The sequence below is a fragment of the Pseudomonas poae RE*1-1-14 genome (assembly GCF_000336465.1).
Taxonomy (GTDB): Bacteria; Pseudomonadota; Gammaproteobacteria; order Pseudomonadales; family Pseudomonadaceae; genus Aquipseudomonas; species Aquipseudomonas poae.
In genome coordinates, this window is record NC_020209.1 from 3,829,777 (window position 1) to 3,846,011 (window position 16,235).

11 protein-coding genes are annotated in these 16,235 nt (G+C 60.6%); 10 read left to right on the forward strand and 1 reads right to left on the reverse strand.

Annotated elements, in window-relative coordinates; genetic code table 11:
- Positions 1-61: 61 nt before the first annotated feature.
- The 10 genes from H045_RS24935 to H045_RS16765 all read left to right on the forward strand — a co-directional run bounded on the left by H045_RS24935 (position 62) and on the right by H045_RS16765 (position 15,247).
- Complete coding sequence (locus H045_RS24935) at positions 62-238, forward strand: hypothetical protein (RefSeq protein ID WP_003176118.1); 177 nt, start codon at positions 62-64, stop codon at positions 236-238.
- Positions 222-3,176: a sensor histidine kinase gene (locus tag H045_RS16725; protein WP_167325118.1), complete on the forward strand. Its 2,955-nt coding sequence runs from the start codon at positions 222-224 to the stop codon at positions 3,174-3,176. The genes H045_RS24935 and H045_RS16725 overlap by 17 nt, the downstream gene beginning before the upstream one ends.
- A 22-nt stretch (positions 3,177-3,198) precedes the next feature.
- Positions 3,199-4,626: a sigma-54-dependent transcriptional regulator gene (locus H045_RS16730; RefSeq protein WP_003235006.1), complete on the forward strand. Its 1,428-nt coding sequence runs from the start codon at positions 3,199-3,201 to the stop codon at positions 4,624-4,626.
- A gap of 709 nt (positions 4,627-5,335) precedes the next feature.
- A complete protein-coding gene (locus tag H045_RS16735; protein WP_015372961.1) occupies positions 5,336-6,739 on the forward strand; it encodes a polynucleotide adenylyltransferase PcnB in 1,404 nt (467 codons plus the stop codon).
- 2 nt (positions 6,740-6,741) lie between these two features.
- Positions 6,742-7,227, forward strand: coding sequence for a 2-amino-4-hydroxy-6-hydroxymethyldihydropteridine diphosphokinase (folK, locus tag H045_RS16740; RefSeq protein WP_003235009.1), 486 nt, complete (start codon positions 6,742-6,744; stop codon positions 7,225-7,227).
- Between the two features lie 352 nt (positions 7,228-7,579).
- Positions 7,580-8,380, forward strand: a complete 801-nt coding sequence (gene panB / locus H045_RS16745; protein WP_015372962.1) for a 3-methyl-2-oxobutanoate hydroxymethyltransferase — start codon at positions 7,580-7,582, stop codon at positions 8,378-8,380.
- Positions 8,377-9,228, forward strand: a complete 852-nt coding sequence (gene panC, locus H045_RS16750; RefSeq protein ID WP_003235013.1) for a pantoate--beta-alanine ligase — start codon at positions 8,377-8,379, stop codon at positions 9,226-9,228. Before panB ends, panC begins: the two co-directional genes overlap by 4 nt.
- 223 nt (positions 9,229-9,451) lie before the next feature.
- The gene (pgi, locus tag H045_RS16755) at positions 9,452-11,116 is read left to right on the forward strand and encodes a glucose-6-phosphate isomerase (RefSeq protein ID WP_003235015.1); all 1,665 of its coding nucleotides are present in this window, start codon (positions 9,452-9,454) and stop codon (positions 11,114-11,116) included.
- Positions 11,117-11,209: 93 nt separating this feature from the next.
- Complete coding sequence (locus H045_RS16760; RefSeq protein ID WP_015372963.1) at positions 11,210-12,226, forward strand: class I SAM-dependent rRNA methyltransferase; 1,017 nt, start codon at positions 11,210-11,212, stop codon at positions 12,224-12,226.
- 87 nt (positions 12,227-12,313) lie between these two features.
- Positions 12,314-15,247 (forward strand): DUF748 domain-containing protein, encoded by a 2,934-nt coding sequence (locus H045_RS16765; RefSeq protein ID WP_015372964.1) that lies wholly within the window; start codon positions 12,314-12,316, stop codon positions 15,245-15,247.
- 198 nt (positions 15,248-15,445) lie between these two features.
- Here the strand turns inward: H045_RS16765 and H045_RS16770 are convergent, their stop codons facing one another.
- Entirely contained in the window at positions 15,446-16,066 is a 621-nt protein-coding gene (locus H045_RS16770) for a BON domain-containing protein (RefSeq protein WP_003235018.1), read from the reverse strand.
- Positions 16,067-16,235: the final 169 nt, after the last annotated feature.

Genomic DNA, 16,235 nt, shown 5'->3' on the forward strand with positions numbered 1-16,235 from the left:
GGCGCTTGCAGCCGGCCCGGCATCCGTTACCATCGCGGCAGTTTTTTAATCAGAGGCCAACATGTACATCTATCGATTGGTCCTGCTGCTGGTCGTCGGGATCTACCTGTTTTCCCCCGCCATCATGGATTGGTGGATCGACGCCACCGGCGCCTGGTATCGCCCTTATCTGCTGTGGCTGATCCTGATCGTCGTGACTTTCATCCTGCAGAGCCAAAAAGATGCCGATGAGCTTTAGCCTCACCCAGATGCTGTTGATCAGCGCCGCCTACCTGGCCGCGCTGTTCGCCGTCGCCTGGATCAGTGAGCGCGGCATGATCCCGCGGGCGATCATTCGCCATCCGTTGACCTACACCTTGTCCTTGGGCGTGTATGCCAGCGCCTGGGCGTTCTACGGCACCGTGGGCCTGGCCTACCAGTATGGCTACGGGTTTCTCTCCAGCTACCTCGGGGTGTCCGGCGCCTTTTTGCTGGCGCCGGTGCTGCTGTACCCGATCCTGAAAATCACCCGTACTTACCAGTTGTCGTCCCTGGCCGACCTCTTCGCCTTCCGTTTTCGCAGCACCTGGGCCGGTGCGCTCACCACCATTTTCATGCTGATCGGCGTACTGCCCTTGCTGGCCCTGCAGATCCAGGCGGTGGCCGACTCCATCAGCATCCTCACCCGCGAGCCGGTGCAGCACCGCGTGGCCCTGGCCTTTTGTGCACTGATCACGCTGTTCACGATTTTCTTCGGCTCACGGCATATCGCAACCCGCGAGAAACACGAAGGCCTGGTGTTTGCAATTGCCTTCGAATCGGTGATCAAGCTGATCGCCATTGGCGGCGTCGGCCTGTATGCGCTCTACGGCGTGTTCGACGGCCCGCAGCAACTGGAACTGTGGCTGCTGCAAAACCAGACCGCCCTCGCCGCCCTGCACACGCCGCTGCAGGAAGGCCCCTGGCGCACGCTGCTGCTGGTGTTCTTCGCCTCGGCGATCGTGATGCCGCACATGTACCACATGACGTTCACCGAAAACCTCAACCCGCGCTCGCTGGTCAGCGCCAGCTGGGGCCTGCCGCTGTTTTTGCTGCTGATGAGCCTGGCGGTGCCGTTGATCCTGTGGGCCGGGCTCAAGCTTGGGGCCACTACCAATCCGGAGTATTTCACCCTCGGCATCGGCATCGCCGCCAACAGTCCGGCCCTGGCCTTGCTGGCGTACGTCGGCGGTCTGTCGGCGGCCAGCGGGCTGATCATCGTCACTACCCTGGCGCTGTCGGGCATGGCGCTCAACCATCTGGTGCTGCCGCTTTATCAGCCGCCGGCCGAAGGCAATATCTACCGCTGGCTCAAATGGACGCGCCGCGCGCTGATTGTCGCGATCATCATGGCTGGCTACGGCTTTTACCTGATGCTGGGTGCCGGCCAGGACCTGGCCAATCTGGGCATCGTCGCCTTCGTCGCCACCCTACAGTTTTTGCCGGGTGTGTTGTCGGTGTTGTACTGGCCGACCGCCAACCGTCGCGGTTTTATCGCCGGGCTGCTGGCGGGCATTCTCGTGTGGGTGATGACCATGCTGCTGCCGCTGGTTGGCAACCTGCAGGGTTTCTATATCCCGCTGTTGAACATGATCTACGTGCTCGACGACACCAGCTGGCACATGGCGGCAATTGCCTCGCTGGCGGCCAACGTGCTGATGTTCACGCTGATCTCGCTGTTCACCAACGCCAGCCCCGAAGAAACCAGTGCCGCCGAAGCCTGCGCGGTGGACAACGTACGCCGTCCGCAACGCCGCGAACTGCACGCGGCCTCGCCTCAGGAGTTCGCCACCCAACTGGCCAAGCCGCTGGGCGCCAAGGCCGCGCAAAAGGAAGTCGAACAGGCGCTGCGTGACCTGTACCTGCCATTCGACGAACGCCGCCCCTACGCCTTGCGCCGCCTGCGCGACCGTATCGAAGCCAACCTGTCCGGCCTGATGGGCCCCAGCGTGTCCCAGGACATGGTGGAAACCTTCCTGCCCTACAAGGCCGGCGGCGAAAACTATGTGACCGAAGACATCCACTTCATCGAAAGCCGGCTGGAGGACTACCACTCGCGCCTCACAGGCCTTGCCGCCGAACTCGACGCCCTGCGCCGCTATCACCGCCAGACCTTGCAGGAGTTGCCGATGGGCGTGTGCTCCCTGGCCAAGGATCAGGAGATCCTGATGTGGAACAAGGCCATGGAAGAACTCACCGGTATAGCCGCGCAGCGGGTGGTGGGCTCACGCCTTAATACCCTCGGCGATCCGTGGAAGGAATTGTTACAGGGTTTTATCAACCTGCCCGACGAGCACTTGCACAAACAGCACCTGGCCCTGGACGGCCAGACACGCTGGCTCAACCTGCACAAGGCCGCCATCGACGAGCCCCTGGCCCCCGGCAACAGCGGCCTGGTGCTGCTGGTGGAAGACCTGACCGACACCCAGATGCTCGAAGACAAGCTGGTGCACTCCGAGCGCCTGGCCAGCATTGGTCGCCTGGCCGCCGGCGTGGCCCACGAGATCGGCAACCCGATTACCGGTATCGCGTGTCTGGCGCAAAACCTGCGCGAAGAGCGCGAGGAAGACGGCGAAATCACTGAGATCAGCGGGCAGATCCTTGAGCAGACCAAGCGCGTGTCACGCATCGTGCAATCGCTGATGAGCTTTGCCCACGCGGGCGCCCATCAGAATCAGGACGAGGCGGTGTGCCTGGCAGAAGTCGCCCAGGATGCCATTGGGCTGCTGGCCTTGAACCGGCGCAATTTCGAGGTACAGTTCTTCAACCTGTGCGACCCGGAACACTGGGTCGACGGCGACTCACAACGCCTGGCCCAGGTGCTGATCAACCTGCTGTCCAACTCCCGCGATGCAACGCCCGCCGGCGGCGCGGTGCGGGTCAAGACCGAGGCTTTCGAGCACACGGTCGACCTGATCGTGGAAGATGAAGGCAGCGGCATTCCACAGAACATCATGGACCGATTGTTCGAACCTTTCTTCACCACCAAGGATCCCGGTGAAGGCACCGGTCTGGGCCTTGCGCTGGTCTATTCCATCGTTGAAGAGCATTATGGACAAATCACCATCGACAGCCCGGCTGACCTTGAAAGCCAACGCGGCACCCGTATACGGGTGACCTTGCCGCGTCATGTCGAAGCGACGTCCGCTGTGAACTGAGACCGTCGAGAGAATTGAATCAATGCCGCACATTTTGATCGTCGAAGACGAAACCATCATCCGCTCTGCCTTGCGTCGCCTGCTTGAGCGCAATCAGTACCAGGTCAGCGAAGCCGGCTCGGTGCAGGAAGCGCAGGAGCGATTCAGCATTCCCACGTTCGACCTGATTGTCAGCGACCTGCGCCTGCCCGGCGCACCGGGCACCGAGCTGATCAAGCTGGGCCAGGGCACCCCGGTGCTGATCATGACCAGCTATGCCAGCCTGCGTTCGGCCGTGGACTCCATGAAGATGGGCGCGGTGGACTACATCGCCAAACCGTTCGACCACGACGAGATGCTCCAGGCCGTGGCGCGCATCCTGCGTGACCGTCAGTCGTCCGGCGGCACACCGGCCGAACCGCGCCCGACCGGCAAAACCGCCGAAAAACCGGGCGTCGACAACAGCAATGGCGAGATCGGCATCATCGGTTCCTGCCCGCCCATGCAGGATCTGTACAGCAAAATCCGCAAAGTGGCGCCCACCGACTCCAACGTGTTGATCCAGGGCGAGTCCGGCACCGGTAAGGAACTGGTGGCGCGTGCGCTGCACAATCTCTCCCGGCGCGCAAAGGCGCCAATGATCTCGGTGAACTGCGCGGCAATCCCCGAATCCCTGATCGAGTCCGAGCTGTTCGGCCACGAAAAAGGCGCGTTCACTGGCGCCAGCGCCGGGCGTGCGGGGCTGGTGGAAGCGGCGGATGGCGGCACCCTGTTCCTTGACGAGATTGGCGAACTGCCACTGGAAGCGCAGGCGCGGTTACTGCGGGTATTGCAGGAAGGCGAGATTCGACGCGTCGGCTCGGTGCAGTCGCAGAAGGTCGATGTGCGCCTGATCGCCGCGACCCACCGGGATCTCAAGAGCCTGGCCAAGATCGGCCAGTTCCGTGAAGACCTGTATTACCGCTTGCACGTGATCGCCCTCAAGCTGCCCGCCCTGCGTGAGCGTGGCGCCGACGTCAATGAGATCGCCAGTGCGTTCCTGCTGCGCCAGAGCGCGCGCATCAACCGTACCGACCTGAAGTTTGCTCCGGACGCCGAGCAGGCGATTCGGCACTACTCGTGGCCAGGTAACGTGCGCGAACTGGAAAACGCAGTGGAGCGCGCGGTCATCCTGTCGGAGAGCCCGGAGATTTCCGCCGAGCTGCTGGGTATCGATATCGAACTCAGTGATCTGGAGGATGACGACTTCATCGGCCTGGCGCCGCAACCGGGCGGCAGCAACACCAGTCATGAGCCGACCGAAGACCTGTCACTGGAAGATTACTTTCAGCATTTCGTGCTGGAGCACCAGGATCACATGACCGAGACCGAACTGGCGCGCAAGCTGGGTGTGAGCCGCAAATGCCTGTGGGAACGGCGCCAGCGCCTGGGCATTCCGCGGCGCAAGACCGGCGTTGCCAGCGAGAGTTGAGGGGGCGCCCTCACAGGTAACACCCTCAGATGTGAAAAAACTGTTACCGCGGATATTTCGCGTAACAAAAGCCGGGGCTTACGGTAACGAAGCCCCGGCTTTTTTTCGTCGGCAAAAAACCCGAAACCGTCTCAACCCCCTGCTTTTGCTGGGCGTCGCTAAAGTTGGCACGCACCCTGCTATATGCTTAGTACAAAAACAATAACAAGCTCTGAACAAGACAATAAAAATAAGACGAATCGACTCACGCATAACAAAAACAACACGGCGGAGGCGCAGCTAACTGATTCTTTTGGAGAGGCGTTGCATTTGGGGCTTGCCCCGCAACCAGGCCGAGAACAACAAAAACTGCCCTAAGGCAGAGCCTGAACTGGTTGGATCGTAGATCAGCAACACAGCGACCAAAGCAATCCGTTTGCTCTTGGCTCCCGATTGGGAGTGTCATGAAGGTGAAGCTTCCTGACGAGGGCGATCAATAAAAACAAGAAGCCCGACACTAATAATAAAAATAGAGTACGCAACTACTTCTGGGGGAGCTTCGGCTCCCCTTGTAGTTTCTGCGTTTTACCCCTCCCGGCAGTCGTTTGAAGCTTTCAGAGCAACGCTTGCAGCTTGTTCCTACACCATCCCCTGACTAAATGCTAGAATCCCGGCCCATCATGCGGTCATTCCTCGTTATGGCCGAACATTCCTTCAAACAGTGCATCCCATGCTGAAGAAGTTGTTCCAGTCATTCCGTTCTCCCGTGCGTCGTACGCAACACATTCGCAGCACGCCTGAAGTGCTTAACAGCAATCAGCATTCATTGCAGCGCGCTCAGTTCAGCCGCTACGCGGTGAACATCGTCGAACGCTTGCAGAACGCCGGCTACCAGGCCTATCTGGTGGGCGGCTGCGTACGTGACATGCTGCTCAATATCACGCCCAAGGATTTCGACGTCGCCACCAGTGCCACGCCCGAACAGGTGCGTGCCGAGTTTCGCAATGCGCGCATCATCGGTCGCCGCTTCAAGCTCGTGCACATTCACTTCGGTCGCGAAATCATCGAAGTCGCGACCTTCCGTGCCGGTCATCCGCAAAACGATGAAGAGGAAGACACCAACCAGTCTTCCCGCAACGAAAGTGGGCGCATCCTGCGCGATAACGTTTACGGCACTCTGGAAGAAGACGCGCAGCGCCGCGACTTCACCATCAATGCGCTGTATTACGATCCGGTCAGCGAGCGCATCCTCGATTACGCCAATGGCGTGCCCGATATTCGCAACAACCTGATCCGCCTGATCGGTGAACCGACGCAGCGCTACCAGGAAGACCCGGTACGTATGCTGCGGGCCGTGCGCTTTGCCGCCAAGCTGAATTTCGGCATCGAGAAACACACCGCCGCACCGATTCGCGAACTGGCCCCGATGCTGCGCGAAATCCCCTCGGCGCGGTTGTTCGAAGAAGTGCTCAAGCTGTTTCTCTCGGGTTATGCGGCTGACACCTTTGAAATGCTCGTCGACCTGCAGCTGTTCGATCCTCTGTTTCCGGCCAGCGCCGAAGCCCTGGAATACAACCCGACGTACACCCACACCCTGATCAGCGAAGCGTTGACCAACACTGACCTGCGCATCAAGCAGAACAAACCGGTCACCCCGGCGTTCCTGTTTGCCGCGCTGCTATGGCCTGCCTTGCCCAAACGCGTGTTGCGCCTGCAGGATCGCGGCATGCCGCCGATTCCGGCGATGCAGGAAGCCGCTCACGAGCTGATCACCGAGCAATGCCAGCGCATCGCCATCCCGAAACGTTTCACCATTCCCATCCGCGAGATCTGGGACATGCAGGAGCGCCTGCCACGCCGCAGTGGCAAACGCGCCGACATGCTGCTGGACAACCCGCGCTTCCGTGCCGGCTACGATTTCCTGCTGCTGCGTGAAAGCGCCGGTGAGCAGACCGACGGCCTGGGCGAATGGTGGACCGATTACCAGGACGCCAACGACAGTGGGCGCCGCGACATGATTCGTGACCTGGGCAGCAAAGGCGACGGCGAAGGCGCTGCGCCCAAAAAGCGTCGGCGCAGTAGCAACAAGCGCAAACGCAGCGGCACCGATGCCTCGGGCGCCGCAGGCGAGTAAACGTGGAACGTATCTACATCGGCATGGGCAGCAACCTGGCTGCCCCGGATCAGCAATTGCGCAGCGCCATCGAGGCGCTGGCGCAGTTGCCAGGCACCACCGTGGTCGGTGTCTCCGCCTTCTATCAAAGTGACTCCCTGCTCCCGGGCCAACCGCGCTACACCAACGCGGTCGCCGCCCTGAACAGCAGCCTTGCGCCCCTTGAACTGCTGGATGCGTTGCAAGCCATCGAGAACGATCAGGGCCGCGAGCGCCTTGAGCGTTGGGGGCCGCGCACACTCGACCTGGACATCCTGTTGTTTGGCGATCGTGTTATCGACGAGCCTCGTCTGAAGGTGCCGCATTACCACATGCACCTGCGGGCATTTGTGCTCTATCCACTGGCCGAATTGGCGCCGGCAAATTTCCATTTACCGGACGGCCAGCCTTTAAGCCACTTGCTGGCAACTTGCCCGTTCGAAGGCCTGGAACGTATTCCCCAGAACTGACGCCGTCAATGTGGGAGCTGGCTTGCCTGCGAAGGTATCGACCCGTTCTAACTGAAAGACCGAGGTGCCTGTATGGCAGGCAAGTCTGCTCCCACCTTTGATCGTCATCGCCTTCAACCTGCTGAATCGGGTCAGTAACAGCGGTAACAACGCCCTCGTAACAATGCGGTAACACATCCAATTGACTTCCCGTGTCCTCCTCACGACTATAGGCGTCCCCCTGCCGCCAACCCGGCGCTGAAGGGCGCAATCCAGGCCTTATAAGCACTGCTCTCAAGACGGTGCGCCTGTATAAACGAAGACTCACGCGCGTTACTCGCTGTTTCCAAGCGCCTGAACGAGGACCCTTTCGATGCCAGACATTACCCTGACCACCTTGCAGAGCCTCAAGCTCAAAGGTGAAAAAATCACCATGCTGACCTGCTATGACGCCACCTTCGCCAACGCCTGCTGCCAGGCGGGCGTCGACGTGTTGCTGGTAGGTGACTCCCTGGGCATGGTTCTTCAAGGGAATGACAGCACGCTCCCCGTCACCACCGACGAACTCGCCTACCACACCGCCAGCGTCAAACGCGGTAACGACGGCGCATTCATCATCGCTGACCTGCCGTTCATGGACTACGCCACCGTCGGACAGACGTTCCTCAACGCCGGCAAATTGATGCGCGCCGGTGCGCACATGGTCAAGGTGGAAGGTGCGCTGTGGCTCGCCGAGTCGATCCGCCTGCTGGCCGAGCGCGGCGTACCGGTGTGCGCCCACATGGGCCTCACACCGCAGTCGGTGAACCTCCTCGGCGGTTACAAGGTGCAAGGTCGCAACGAAGCCCAGGCGCGCCAGATGCTGGCTGATGCCATCGCCCTGGAACAAGCCGGGGTTGCCATGATTCTGCTCGAATGCGTGCCCAGCGAACTGGCCGCGGAAATCACCCAGGCCGTCAGCGTGCCGGTCATCGGTATCGGCGCGGGCTGTGCCACCGACGGTCAGGTGCTGGTATTGCACGACATGCTGGGCCTCTCGATCACCGGTCGCGTGCCCAAGTTCGTGAAGAACTTCATGGCCGGCCAGGACAGCATCCACGCAGCCTTGAGCGCGTACGTCGCCGCCGTCAAAGGCGTGACCTTCCCCGCCGCCGAACACGGATTTTCTGCATGAACACCGTAAAAACCCTGCGTGAACTGCGCGCGGCCGTGACCCACGCCCGCAGCGCTGGCAAGCGCATCGGCTTCGTGCCAACCATGGGCAACCTGCACGACGGTCATGCCACCCTGGTGACCAAAGCCGCGCAGCAGGCCGACTTCGTGGTCGCCAGTATCTTCGTCAACCCGCTGCAATTCGGCGCCAACGAAGACTTGGACAAGTACCCGCGCACCCTCGCCGCCGACCAGGAGAGACTCTTGCAGGCCGGCTGCAACCTGCTGTTTGCACCCACCGTTGAGGAGATGTACCCCGAAGGCATGAGCGGCCAGACCCGCGTCAGCGTCCCGCACGTGTCTGAAGGCCTGTGCGGCGCCAGCCGTCCCGGGCACTTCGAAGGCGTGGCCACGGTGGTCAGCAAGCTGTTCAACATGGTGCAGCCGGACATCGCCGTGTTTGGCCAGAAGGACTACCAGCAGTTGGCGGTAATCCGCGCCATGGTGCATGACCTGAACATGCCGATCCAGATCATCGGCGAGCCCACCGTGCGCGCCGAAGACGGCCTGGCGCTGTCCTCGCGCAACGGTTTTCTCTCCGAGCAGGAGCGCGCAATCGCACCGGTGCTGTATCGCAGCCTCAGCCATATCGCTGCCGCCATCAAGGCCGGCGACCATGATTTCGCCAGCCTACGTGCCGAACAGGTACGGCAGATCGAAGCCGCCGGGTTGCGCCTGGATTACCTCGAAGTGCGCCAGGGCGTGCACCTGCGCCCCGCCACCGCGCAGGACCAGGACATCGTGATCCTGGTCGCGGCGTTTCTGGGCAGCACCCGGCTGATCGATAACCTGCACCTGAACCTCAACTGACCCGCCCAGGCAGCCCGCCTGTTGCCCTGATCGCCGGGTCGGTATAAAAAAGTACCGGCCGCGGCGCAGACAAAGCCAAGACATATCGACACGCTAGGTTTAATGTAATCGCCCGGCGCTAAGGTCAGCGCTGTCCGCAACCCAATTGTTGCGACAAGACTGGACGTTCCGGGCTTTGAAGTGTCCTAAAGGCAGTCCCCGTAATAAAAGGAAACCCGCAGCGATGGCGTACTACCGCACTCCTCATGACGTTACCGCGCTGCCCGCCTGGCAAGCGCTCACTCAACATCGCCAAGCCATGCAGGATTTCAGCATGCGCGAAGCCTTTAATGCCGATCCGCAGCGCTTTTCCCAGTTCACCCTGAGCAGCTGCGGGCTTTTCCTCGATTACTCGAAGAACCTGATCACCAGCCAGACCCGTGACCTGCTGGTGGGGTTGGCCGATGAAGTGGGCCTCAAGGATGCGATCGACGCGCTGTATGCCGGCGAACCGGTCAACTCCTCCGAAGGCCGCCCTGCCCTGCACACCGCCCTGCGCCGCCCGGTGGGCGACAAGCTGTCGGTCAACGGCGTGAATATCATGCCGGACGTGCACAAGGTGCTGAACCAGATCACTGACCTGGTCGGCCGCATTCACGACGGCCTGTGGCGTGGCTACACCGAAAAGCCGATCACCGACGTGGTGAACATCGGTATCGGTGGTTCGTTTCTCGGCCCGGAACTGGTCTCCGAGGCGCTGTTGTCCTACGCCCATAAAGGCGTGCGCTGCCACTACCTGGCGAACATCGATGGCAGCGAGTTCCACGAGCTGACCATGAAGCTGCGCGCCGAGACCACGCTGTTTATCGTCTCGTCGAAATCCTTCAACACCTTGGAAACCCTGAAAAACGCCCAGGCCGCCCGCGCCTGGTACCTGGCCCAGGGCGGCTCGGAAGCCGAGCTGTACCGCCACTTCATCGCGGTGTCGAGCAACAACGCGGCGGCGGTGGCCTTTGGTATCCGCGAAGAAAACATCTTCCCGATGTGGGACTGGGTCGGCGGTCGTTATTCGCTGTGGTCGGCCATTGGTTTGCCCATCGCCCTGGCCATCGGTATGTCCAACTTCAAGGAGCTGCTGTCGGGTGCCTACACCATGGACCAGCACTTCCTGACCGCACCGTTCGAACAGAACATGCCTGTGCTGCTGGGCCTGCTGGGCGTGTGGTACGGCAACTTCTGGGGCGCGCAGAGCCATGCGATCCTGCCGTACGACCACTACCTGCGCAACATCACCAAACACCTGCAGCAGTTGGACATGGAATCCAACGGCAAGAGCGTGCGCCAGGACGGCACGCCCGTGGCCACCGACACCGGCCCGGTCATCTGGGGTGGCGTGGGCTGCAACGGCCAGCATGCGTACCATCAGTTGTTGCACCAGGGTACCCAACTGATTCCGGCCGATTTCATTGTGCCGATCGTCAGCTTCAACCCGGTGTCCGACCACCATCAGTGGCTCTACGCCAACTGCCTGTCGCAAAGCCAGGCGCTGATGCTCGGCAAGACCCGCAGCGAAGCCGAAGCGGAGCTGCGCGACAAAGGCATCGCAGAAGACGAAGTGCAGAAGCTGGCCCCGCACAAGGTGATCCCGGGCAACCGTCCGAGCAACACCATCGTGGTCGAACGCATCAGCCCACGTCGTCTGGGCGCACTGGTGGCAATGTATGAGCACAAAGTGTTCGTGCAGAGCGTGATCTGGGGCATCAACGCTTTCGACCAATGGGGCGTGGAGCTGGGCAAGGAGCTGGGCAAGGGCGTCTACAACCGCCTGACCGGCGCCGAAGAAACCTCAGCCGAAGATGCTTCCACCCAAGGCCTGATCAACTACTTCCGCGGTCGTCATCGCGGCTGATACCTGTCTCAACGCGACCCCGGCCTGCTCTGGCCGGGGTTAGCTGTTAAACTCCCCGCCCCTGTTTTCCTCATTTACAGCAAGGCGCGCTCCATGTCCCCCCTGAACCAGGCGCTGCGCGCCGCCCTCGATTATCGCCAAGACCTGATCAACGAACTGCACGCCCAGGGCACCGACTGCTATCGGCTGTTCCACGGCAGCCAGGAAGGCGCCGGCGGCCTGACCATCGACCGCTATGGCCCGCAATTGCTGGTGCAAAGCTTTCATCAGTCGCTGGACACCGCAGACCTGCTGGACCTGCACCAACAGATCAATCAGTTCATGGGCCTGGAATTGCTGCTGGTGTACAACGACCGTTCCCGGGGCAACTCGCGCATCGACCGTGAAGACACGGTGTACCGCGCAGAGCCGGCGGCATTGGAAGACCTGATCGGCCACGAATGGGGCCTCAATTACCGCGTACGCGGGCGCCATGCCGGGCAGGACCCGCTGTTGTTCCTGGACCTGCGCAACACCCGTGGCTGGGTCAAGGCGCACAGCGCCGGCAAAAGCGTGCTGAACCTGTTCGCCTACACCTGCGGCGTTGGTTTGAGCGCGGCTGCCGGTGGTGCGCGCGAGGTGTGCAACCTGGACTTTGCCGAGGGCAACCTCGCTGTCGGTCGGGAGAACGGCCTGTTGAACCCGCAATTGCCGACCATGGAGTTCGTGCAGTCCGATTACTTTCCGGCGATTCGCCAACTGGCCGGCCTGCCGATCACCCAGCGTCGCGGCCATACACTGCCCGCTTATCCGCGCCTGGAGCAACGCCAGTACGACCTGGTGTTGCTCGATCCGCCCGCGTGGGCCAAGAGTGCGTTCGGCACGGTCGATCTGCTGCGTGACTACCAGAGCCTGCTCAAGCCAGCGCTGCTGGCAACCGCCGACAATGGCGTGCTGATCTGCTGCAATAATCTGGCAAAAGTGGGCATGGACGACTGGCGTGAGCAGGTGCTGCGCTGCGCCGAAAAAGCCGGGCGACCGGTACGCGACTGGCAGATCATGACGCCGGGAGCCGATTTTCCGTCGCAGGATCAACAGCCGCCGCTGAAAACCCTGATCCTGCAGTTGTAGTCCTTTTCCCAATAGGCCCGGTGCTTCGGAACCGACAACCCGTGCCATACTCCAAGGCACTCCTGTTCGATATAGATGGCGTCGCCCATGTCCAAAGGATTGATCCGCGCCATCGGCGCACTGCTGACCGCACTGGCCCTGTACAGCTTGCTGGGCTTTCTGATTCTGCCGGGCATCGCGCTTCGTATTGCCAACCAGCAACTGGCCCATTACGCCACGGTGCCGGCAAGACTGGAGCGTATCGAACTCAACCCGTTCAGCCTGGAAGTGACGGCCTGGGGACTCAAAGTCGGGGAACCGGGCAAGGAACAGGTCGGTTTTGAACGCCTGTATGCCAACCTTCAGCTCGACAGCCTGTGGACCCGCGCGCTGCACCTGGCGGATGTACAGCTGGACCAGCCCAAAACCGAGCTGCTGTTCGACAAGTCCGGCACATTGAACCTGGCCCAGCTGTTCAAGCTGCCGCCCAGCGAGCCCACCCCGAAAGACCCGGACGCCAAGCCATTCCCGCTGCGTATCGACAGCGTCAAGTTGGCCGGTGGCTATGTGCACTTTCAGGACCTGCGTCCCAGCGAACCCATCGAATTCCTCTACGACAAGCTCGACTTCGAGCTGAAAAACCTCAGCACGTTGCCTGAAGACAATGCCGACATGACCCTGGTGGCCGCCGGCCCTGCGGGCGGGCAAATCGATTGGAAGGGCAATTTCAGTCTGGTTCCCATCACCTCTGAGGGCACCTTGAAAGTCACCGACGGCAAGATGAAAGCCTGGTGGCCCTATGTGCGTGACGCCTTGCCACTGGTGCTGGAAGACGGGGTGCTGAATTTCAACACCCATTACACCTTCAGTCTGGCCAAGGAAACCGAACTCAAACTGACCAACACTACCGCCAGCATCGCGCCGTTTGCCATCAAGGCCCCGGATGGCCGGCCGCTGGTACGCCTGGAGCGCCTGGATGTAAGCGACACCACAGTCGACCTGGCCAGGCAGCAAGTGGTGGTTGGCAAAATCCGCAGCAACAATCTGGAAACCTGGGCTGCCCGCGAAGCCGATGGGCAACTGGACTGGCAGAAACTGTTCGCCAGCCAGCCGAACAAACCGGCCAGGGCTCCGGAACCAGCCAGCGCTCCGGCGACGGCCGACTCGCCCAAACCTGCCCCTGCAGCACCAAGCAAACCGTGGCAAGTGCTGCTCAAGGACGTGCAACTGCGCAATTATCAGGTGCACCTGGCTGACCGTCAGGCTCAACCCGCCGTCGCGTTGGAACTGGGCCCCCTGAACGTCGATGTGCAGAACTTCGACAGCCTCAACCAGAAACCCTTCACCCTCAAGCTCGACAGTGGTCTGGGCAAGCAGGGCAAACTCCAGGCCAGCGGTGAGGTGAATCTCAACCCGGTCAGCGCCAGGCTGAAGGTGAACACCCAGGACATCGACCTGCGAGTGGCGCAGTCCTACATCAGCCCCTTCATCCGTCTGGAACTGCGCAGCGGCATGCTCGGCAGCAACCTGGATGTAAACCTTACCAGCACCGATCCGCTGAAGCTGCAGGTCACCGGCCGAGCGCAGGTCGACCAGCTACACACGCTCGATACCCTCAAGACCCGCGACTTTCTCAAATGGCAGCGCTTGGTGCTCGAAGGTGTGAATTACCAGCACGGCGACAGCCTGTCGATCGACAAGGTCAACCTGCTGCAGCCCTATGTGCGCTTCATGATCAACGATGACCGCACCACCAACATCGACGACCTGCTGATTCCGCAGCCGGCCGACAGTGGCGCCAAGTCGACTGCCAAGCCGGCAGCGAACAAAGACAAGCCGCTGGGTATCCGCATCGGCCAGGTCGCGATCAATGACGGCTCGGCCAACTTTGCCGACTTCAGCCTCACGCCCAACTTCGCCACCGCCGTGCAGCAACTCAACGGGCAAATCGGCACGATTGACAGTCGCCAGGGCAAACCGGCCAGTGTCGACATCAAGGGCAAGGTGGACCGCTACGCGCCGGTGACCATCAAGGGCAGCGTGAATCCGTTTGATCCGATGGCCGCGCTGGACATCGCCACCAGCTTCAAACGTGTCGAGCTGACCACGTTGACACCCTACTCGGGGAAATTCGCGGGTTTTCGCATCCGCAAGGGCCGCCTGAATCTCGATTTGCACTACGTGATCATCAAGGGCCAGTTGAAGGCCGAAAACAAGGTGGTGGTCGAACAACTGCAACTGGGTGAAAAAGTCGACAGCGCCGATGCCGTGGACCTGCCGATTCGCCTGGCGATTGCGCTGCTCAAGGACACCAACGGCAGAATATCCCTCGAATTGCCGGTGAGCGGCGACTTGAATAATCCACAGTTCAGCGTGATGCCGATTGTGTGGCAGACGCTGCGCAATCTTGTCGCCCGTGCGGCCACCGCGCCGTTCAAGTTCATTGGCGGGCTTGTGACGGGTGGGGGGTCGGAGGATCTGGGCAGTGTGTCGTTTGCGGCAGGCTCCAGTGACTTGGACAAAAATGCCGAAGGCGCGCTTAACACGCTCGCCAAGGCCTTGAAGGAACGCCCTGCGCTGCGCCTGGAAATTGAAGGCACGGCGGCGGCCAGCAGCGACGGGCCGTTCCTGGCACACGAGCGTCTGGAGCGTGAATACCAGTACAACTACTACAAGATTCTGCAGCGCCGTGGCGACAAGGTTCCCGCCCAGGCATCACTGCTGGAAGTACCGGAGAAGGAAAAGGCGCCATTGCTTGAAGGTATCTATCGCACGCGTCTCAAGCAGCAACCGCCCGCTGAATGGAAAGGCTTGGGTGACACTGAGCGCGCGGCAAAACTGCGCGACGGTGTGCTCAAGTTCTGGAGCGCCAGTGATGTGTTGCTGCGTCAGCTGGGTCAGGACCGGGCCAGTACCATCAAGGACTACCTGGTGGACAAGGGGCAGCTCGAAGATGACCGGGTGTACTTCATCGACACTCAACTGGGGCAGGCAGAGAAAGACGGCCGTGTAGTCACACCGATGCATCTGGATGCCGAGTGACCTGAAGACCCTATAGATCCAAGCCCCCTCCCATTTTTTTGGTTTGGGTATTTCAGCCCCACAATAAAACAGGCCCCGACACAAGTGCCGGGGCCTGTAATGACCACATCCGTGTGGTCGGTCGCATGAACTCCAGGGTGCGTTGGGTGGATATCTGACTCACCCGCCGCCGCCATTCAGTTCAGTCGAATCGTTGCGTTACTCTGCTTTCAGGCCATCAGCCGATACAGCTTTAACGCCTTTGATTTTCTTGGCGATGTTCACAGCAGTGGTTTTCTGAGCTTCAGTTACCGCTACGGTGGAAGACAGGGAAACAACGCCTTTGTTGGTTTCGACTTTAATGTCGGTGCCAGGAATGCCTTTCTCGGTTACCAGGTCAGCTTTGACTTTGGTAGTGATCCAAGTGTCGCTGGTGGTTTCTTTGGCGTCATGAGCTGCGCCTTTGGTCTTGTCGATGTTGTCTGCCTTGGTAGCGCCGCCAGCCATCAGGCCGTCAGCGGAAACAGCAGTCACACCTTTGATTTTCTTGGTGATGGCTACAGCGGTCGCTTTCTGCGAATCCGAGATAGCGACCTTGGAGGACAGGGAAACCACACCTTTGTTGGTCTCAACCATGATGTCCGAACCTGGGATGCCTTTTTCAGTCAGCAGGTCAGCTTTGACTTTAGTAGTGATCCAGGTGTCCGAAGTAGTTTCTTTGGCCTTGGTCATTTCACCAGCAGCCAACGTCATCGGGGCTTGGGAAGTCTGAGCAAAGGCTACGTTAGCACCCATGGCCAGAGTCAGAGCGGTAGCAGTAGCGAAAGCGAACTTCTTCATACGAGTAACTCCTGTTTTATTAAAAGTCTGCAGCGTGTAAACCTCGATGCTGCAGCGTTAACGGGGATATTGCAGGCAGTGTGCCAAGTCGACAAATCCGATTAAGTCCTTTAAAAACAGTAAGTTACAAAAACTCCAATTTTCCGAAATCGTGCAACTTGCATGAAGG

Coding starts and splice junctions, on each gene's coding strand:
- panB (WP_015372962.1), top strand. CDS start 7,580: ATGCCAGACATTACCCTGACCACCTTGCAGAGCCTCAAGCTCAAAGGT.
- H045_RS16770 (WP_003235018.1), bottom strand. CDS start 16,066: ATGAAGAAGTTCGCTTTCGCTACTGCTACCGCTCTGACTCTGGCCATG.
- pgi (WP_003235015.1), top strand. CDS start 9,452: ATGGCGTACTACCGCACTCCTCATGACGTTACCGCGCTGCCCGCCTGG.
- H045_RS16725 (WP_167325118.1), top strand. CDS start 222: ATGCCGATGAGCTTTAGCCTCACCCAGATGCTGTTGATCAGCGCCGCC.
- H045_RS16730 (WP_003235006.1), top strand. CDS start 3,199: ATGCCGCACATTTTGATCGTCGAAGACGAAACCATCATCCGCTCTGCC.
- H045_RS16735 (WP_015372961.1), top strand. CDS start 5,336: ATGCTGAAGAAGTTGTTCCAGTCATTCCGTTCTCCCGTGCGTCGTACG.
- H045_RS16765 (WP_015372964.1), top strand. CDS start 12,314: ATGTCCAAAGGATTGATCCGCGCCATCGGCGCACTGCTGACCGCACTG.
- panC (WP_003235013.1), top strand. CDS start 8,377: ATGAACACCGTAAAAACCCTGCGTGAACTGCGCGCGGCCGTGACCCAC.
- H045_RS24935 (WP_003176118.1), top strand. CDS start 62: ATGTACATCTATCGATTGGTCCTGCTGCTGGTCGTCGGGATCTACCTG.
- H045_RS16760 (WP_015372963.1), top strand. CDS start 11,210: ATGTCCCCCCTGAACCAGGCGCTGCGCGCCGCCCTCGATTATCGCCAA.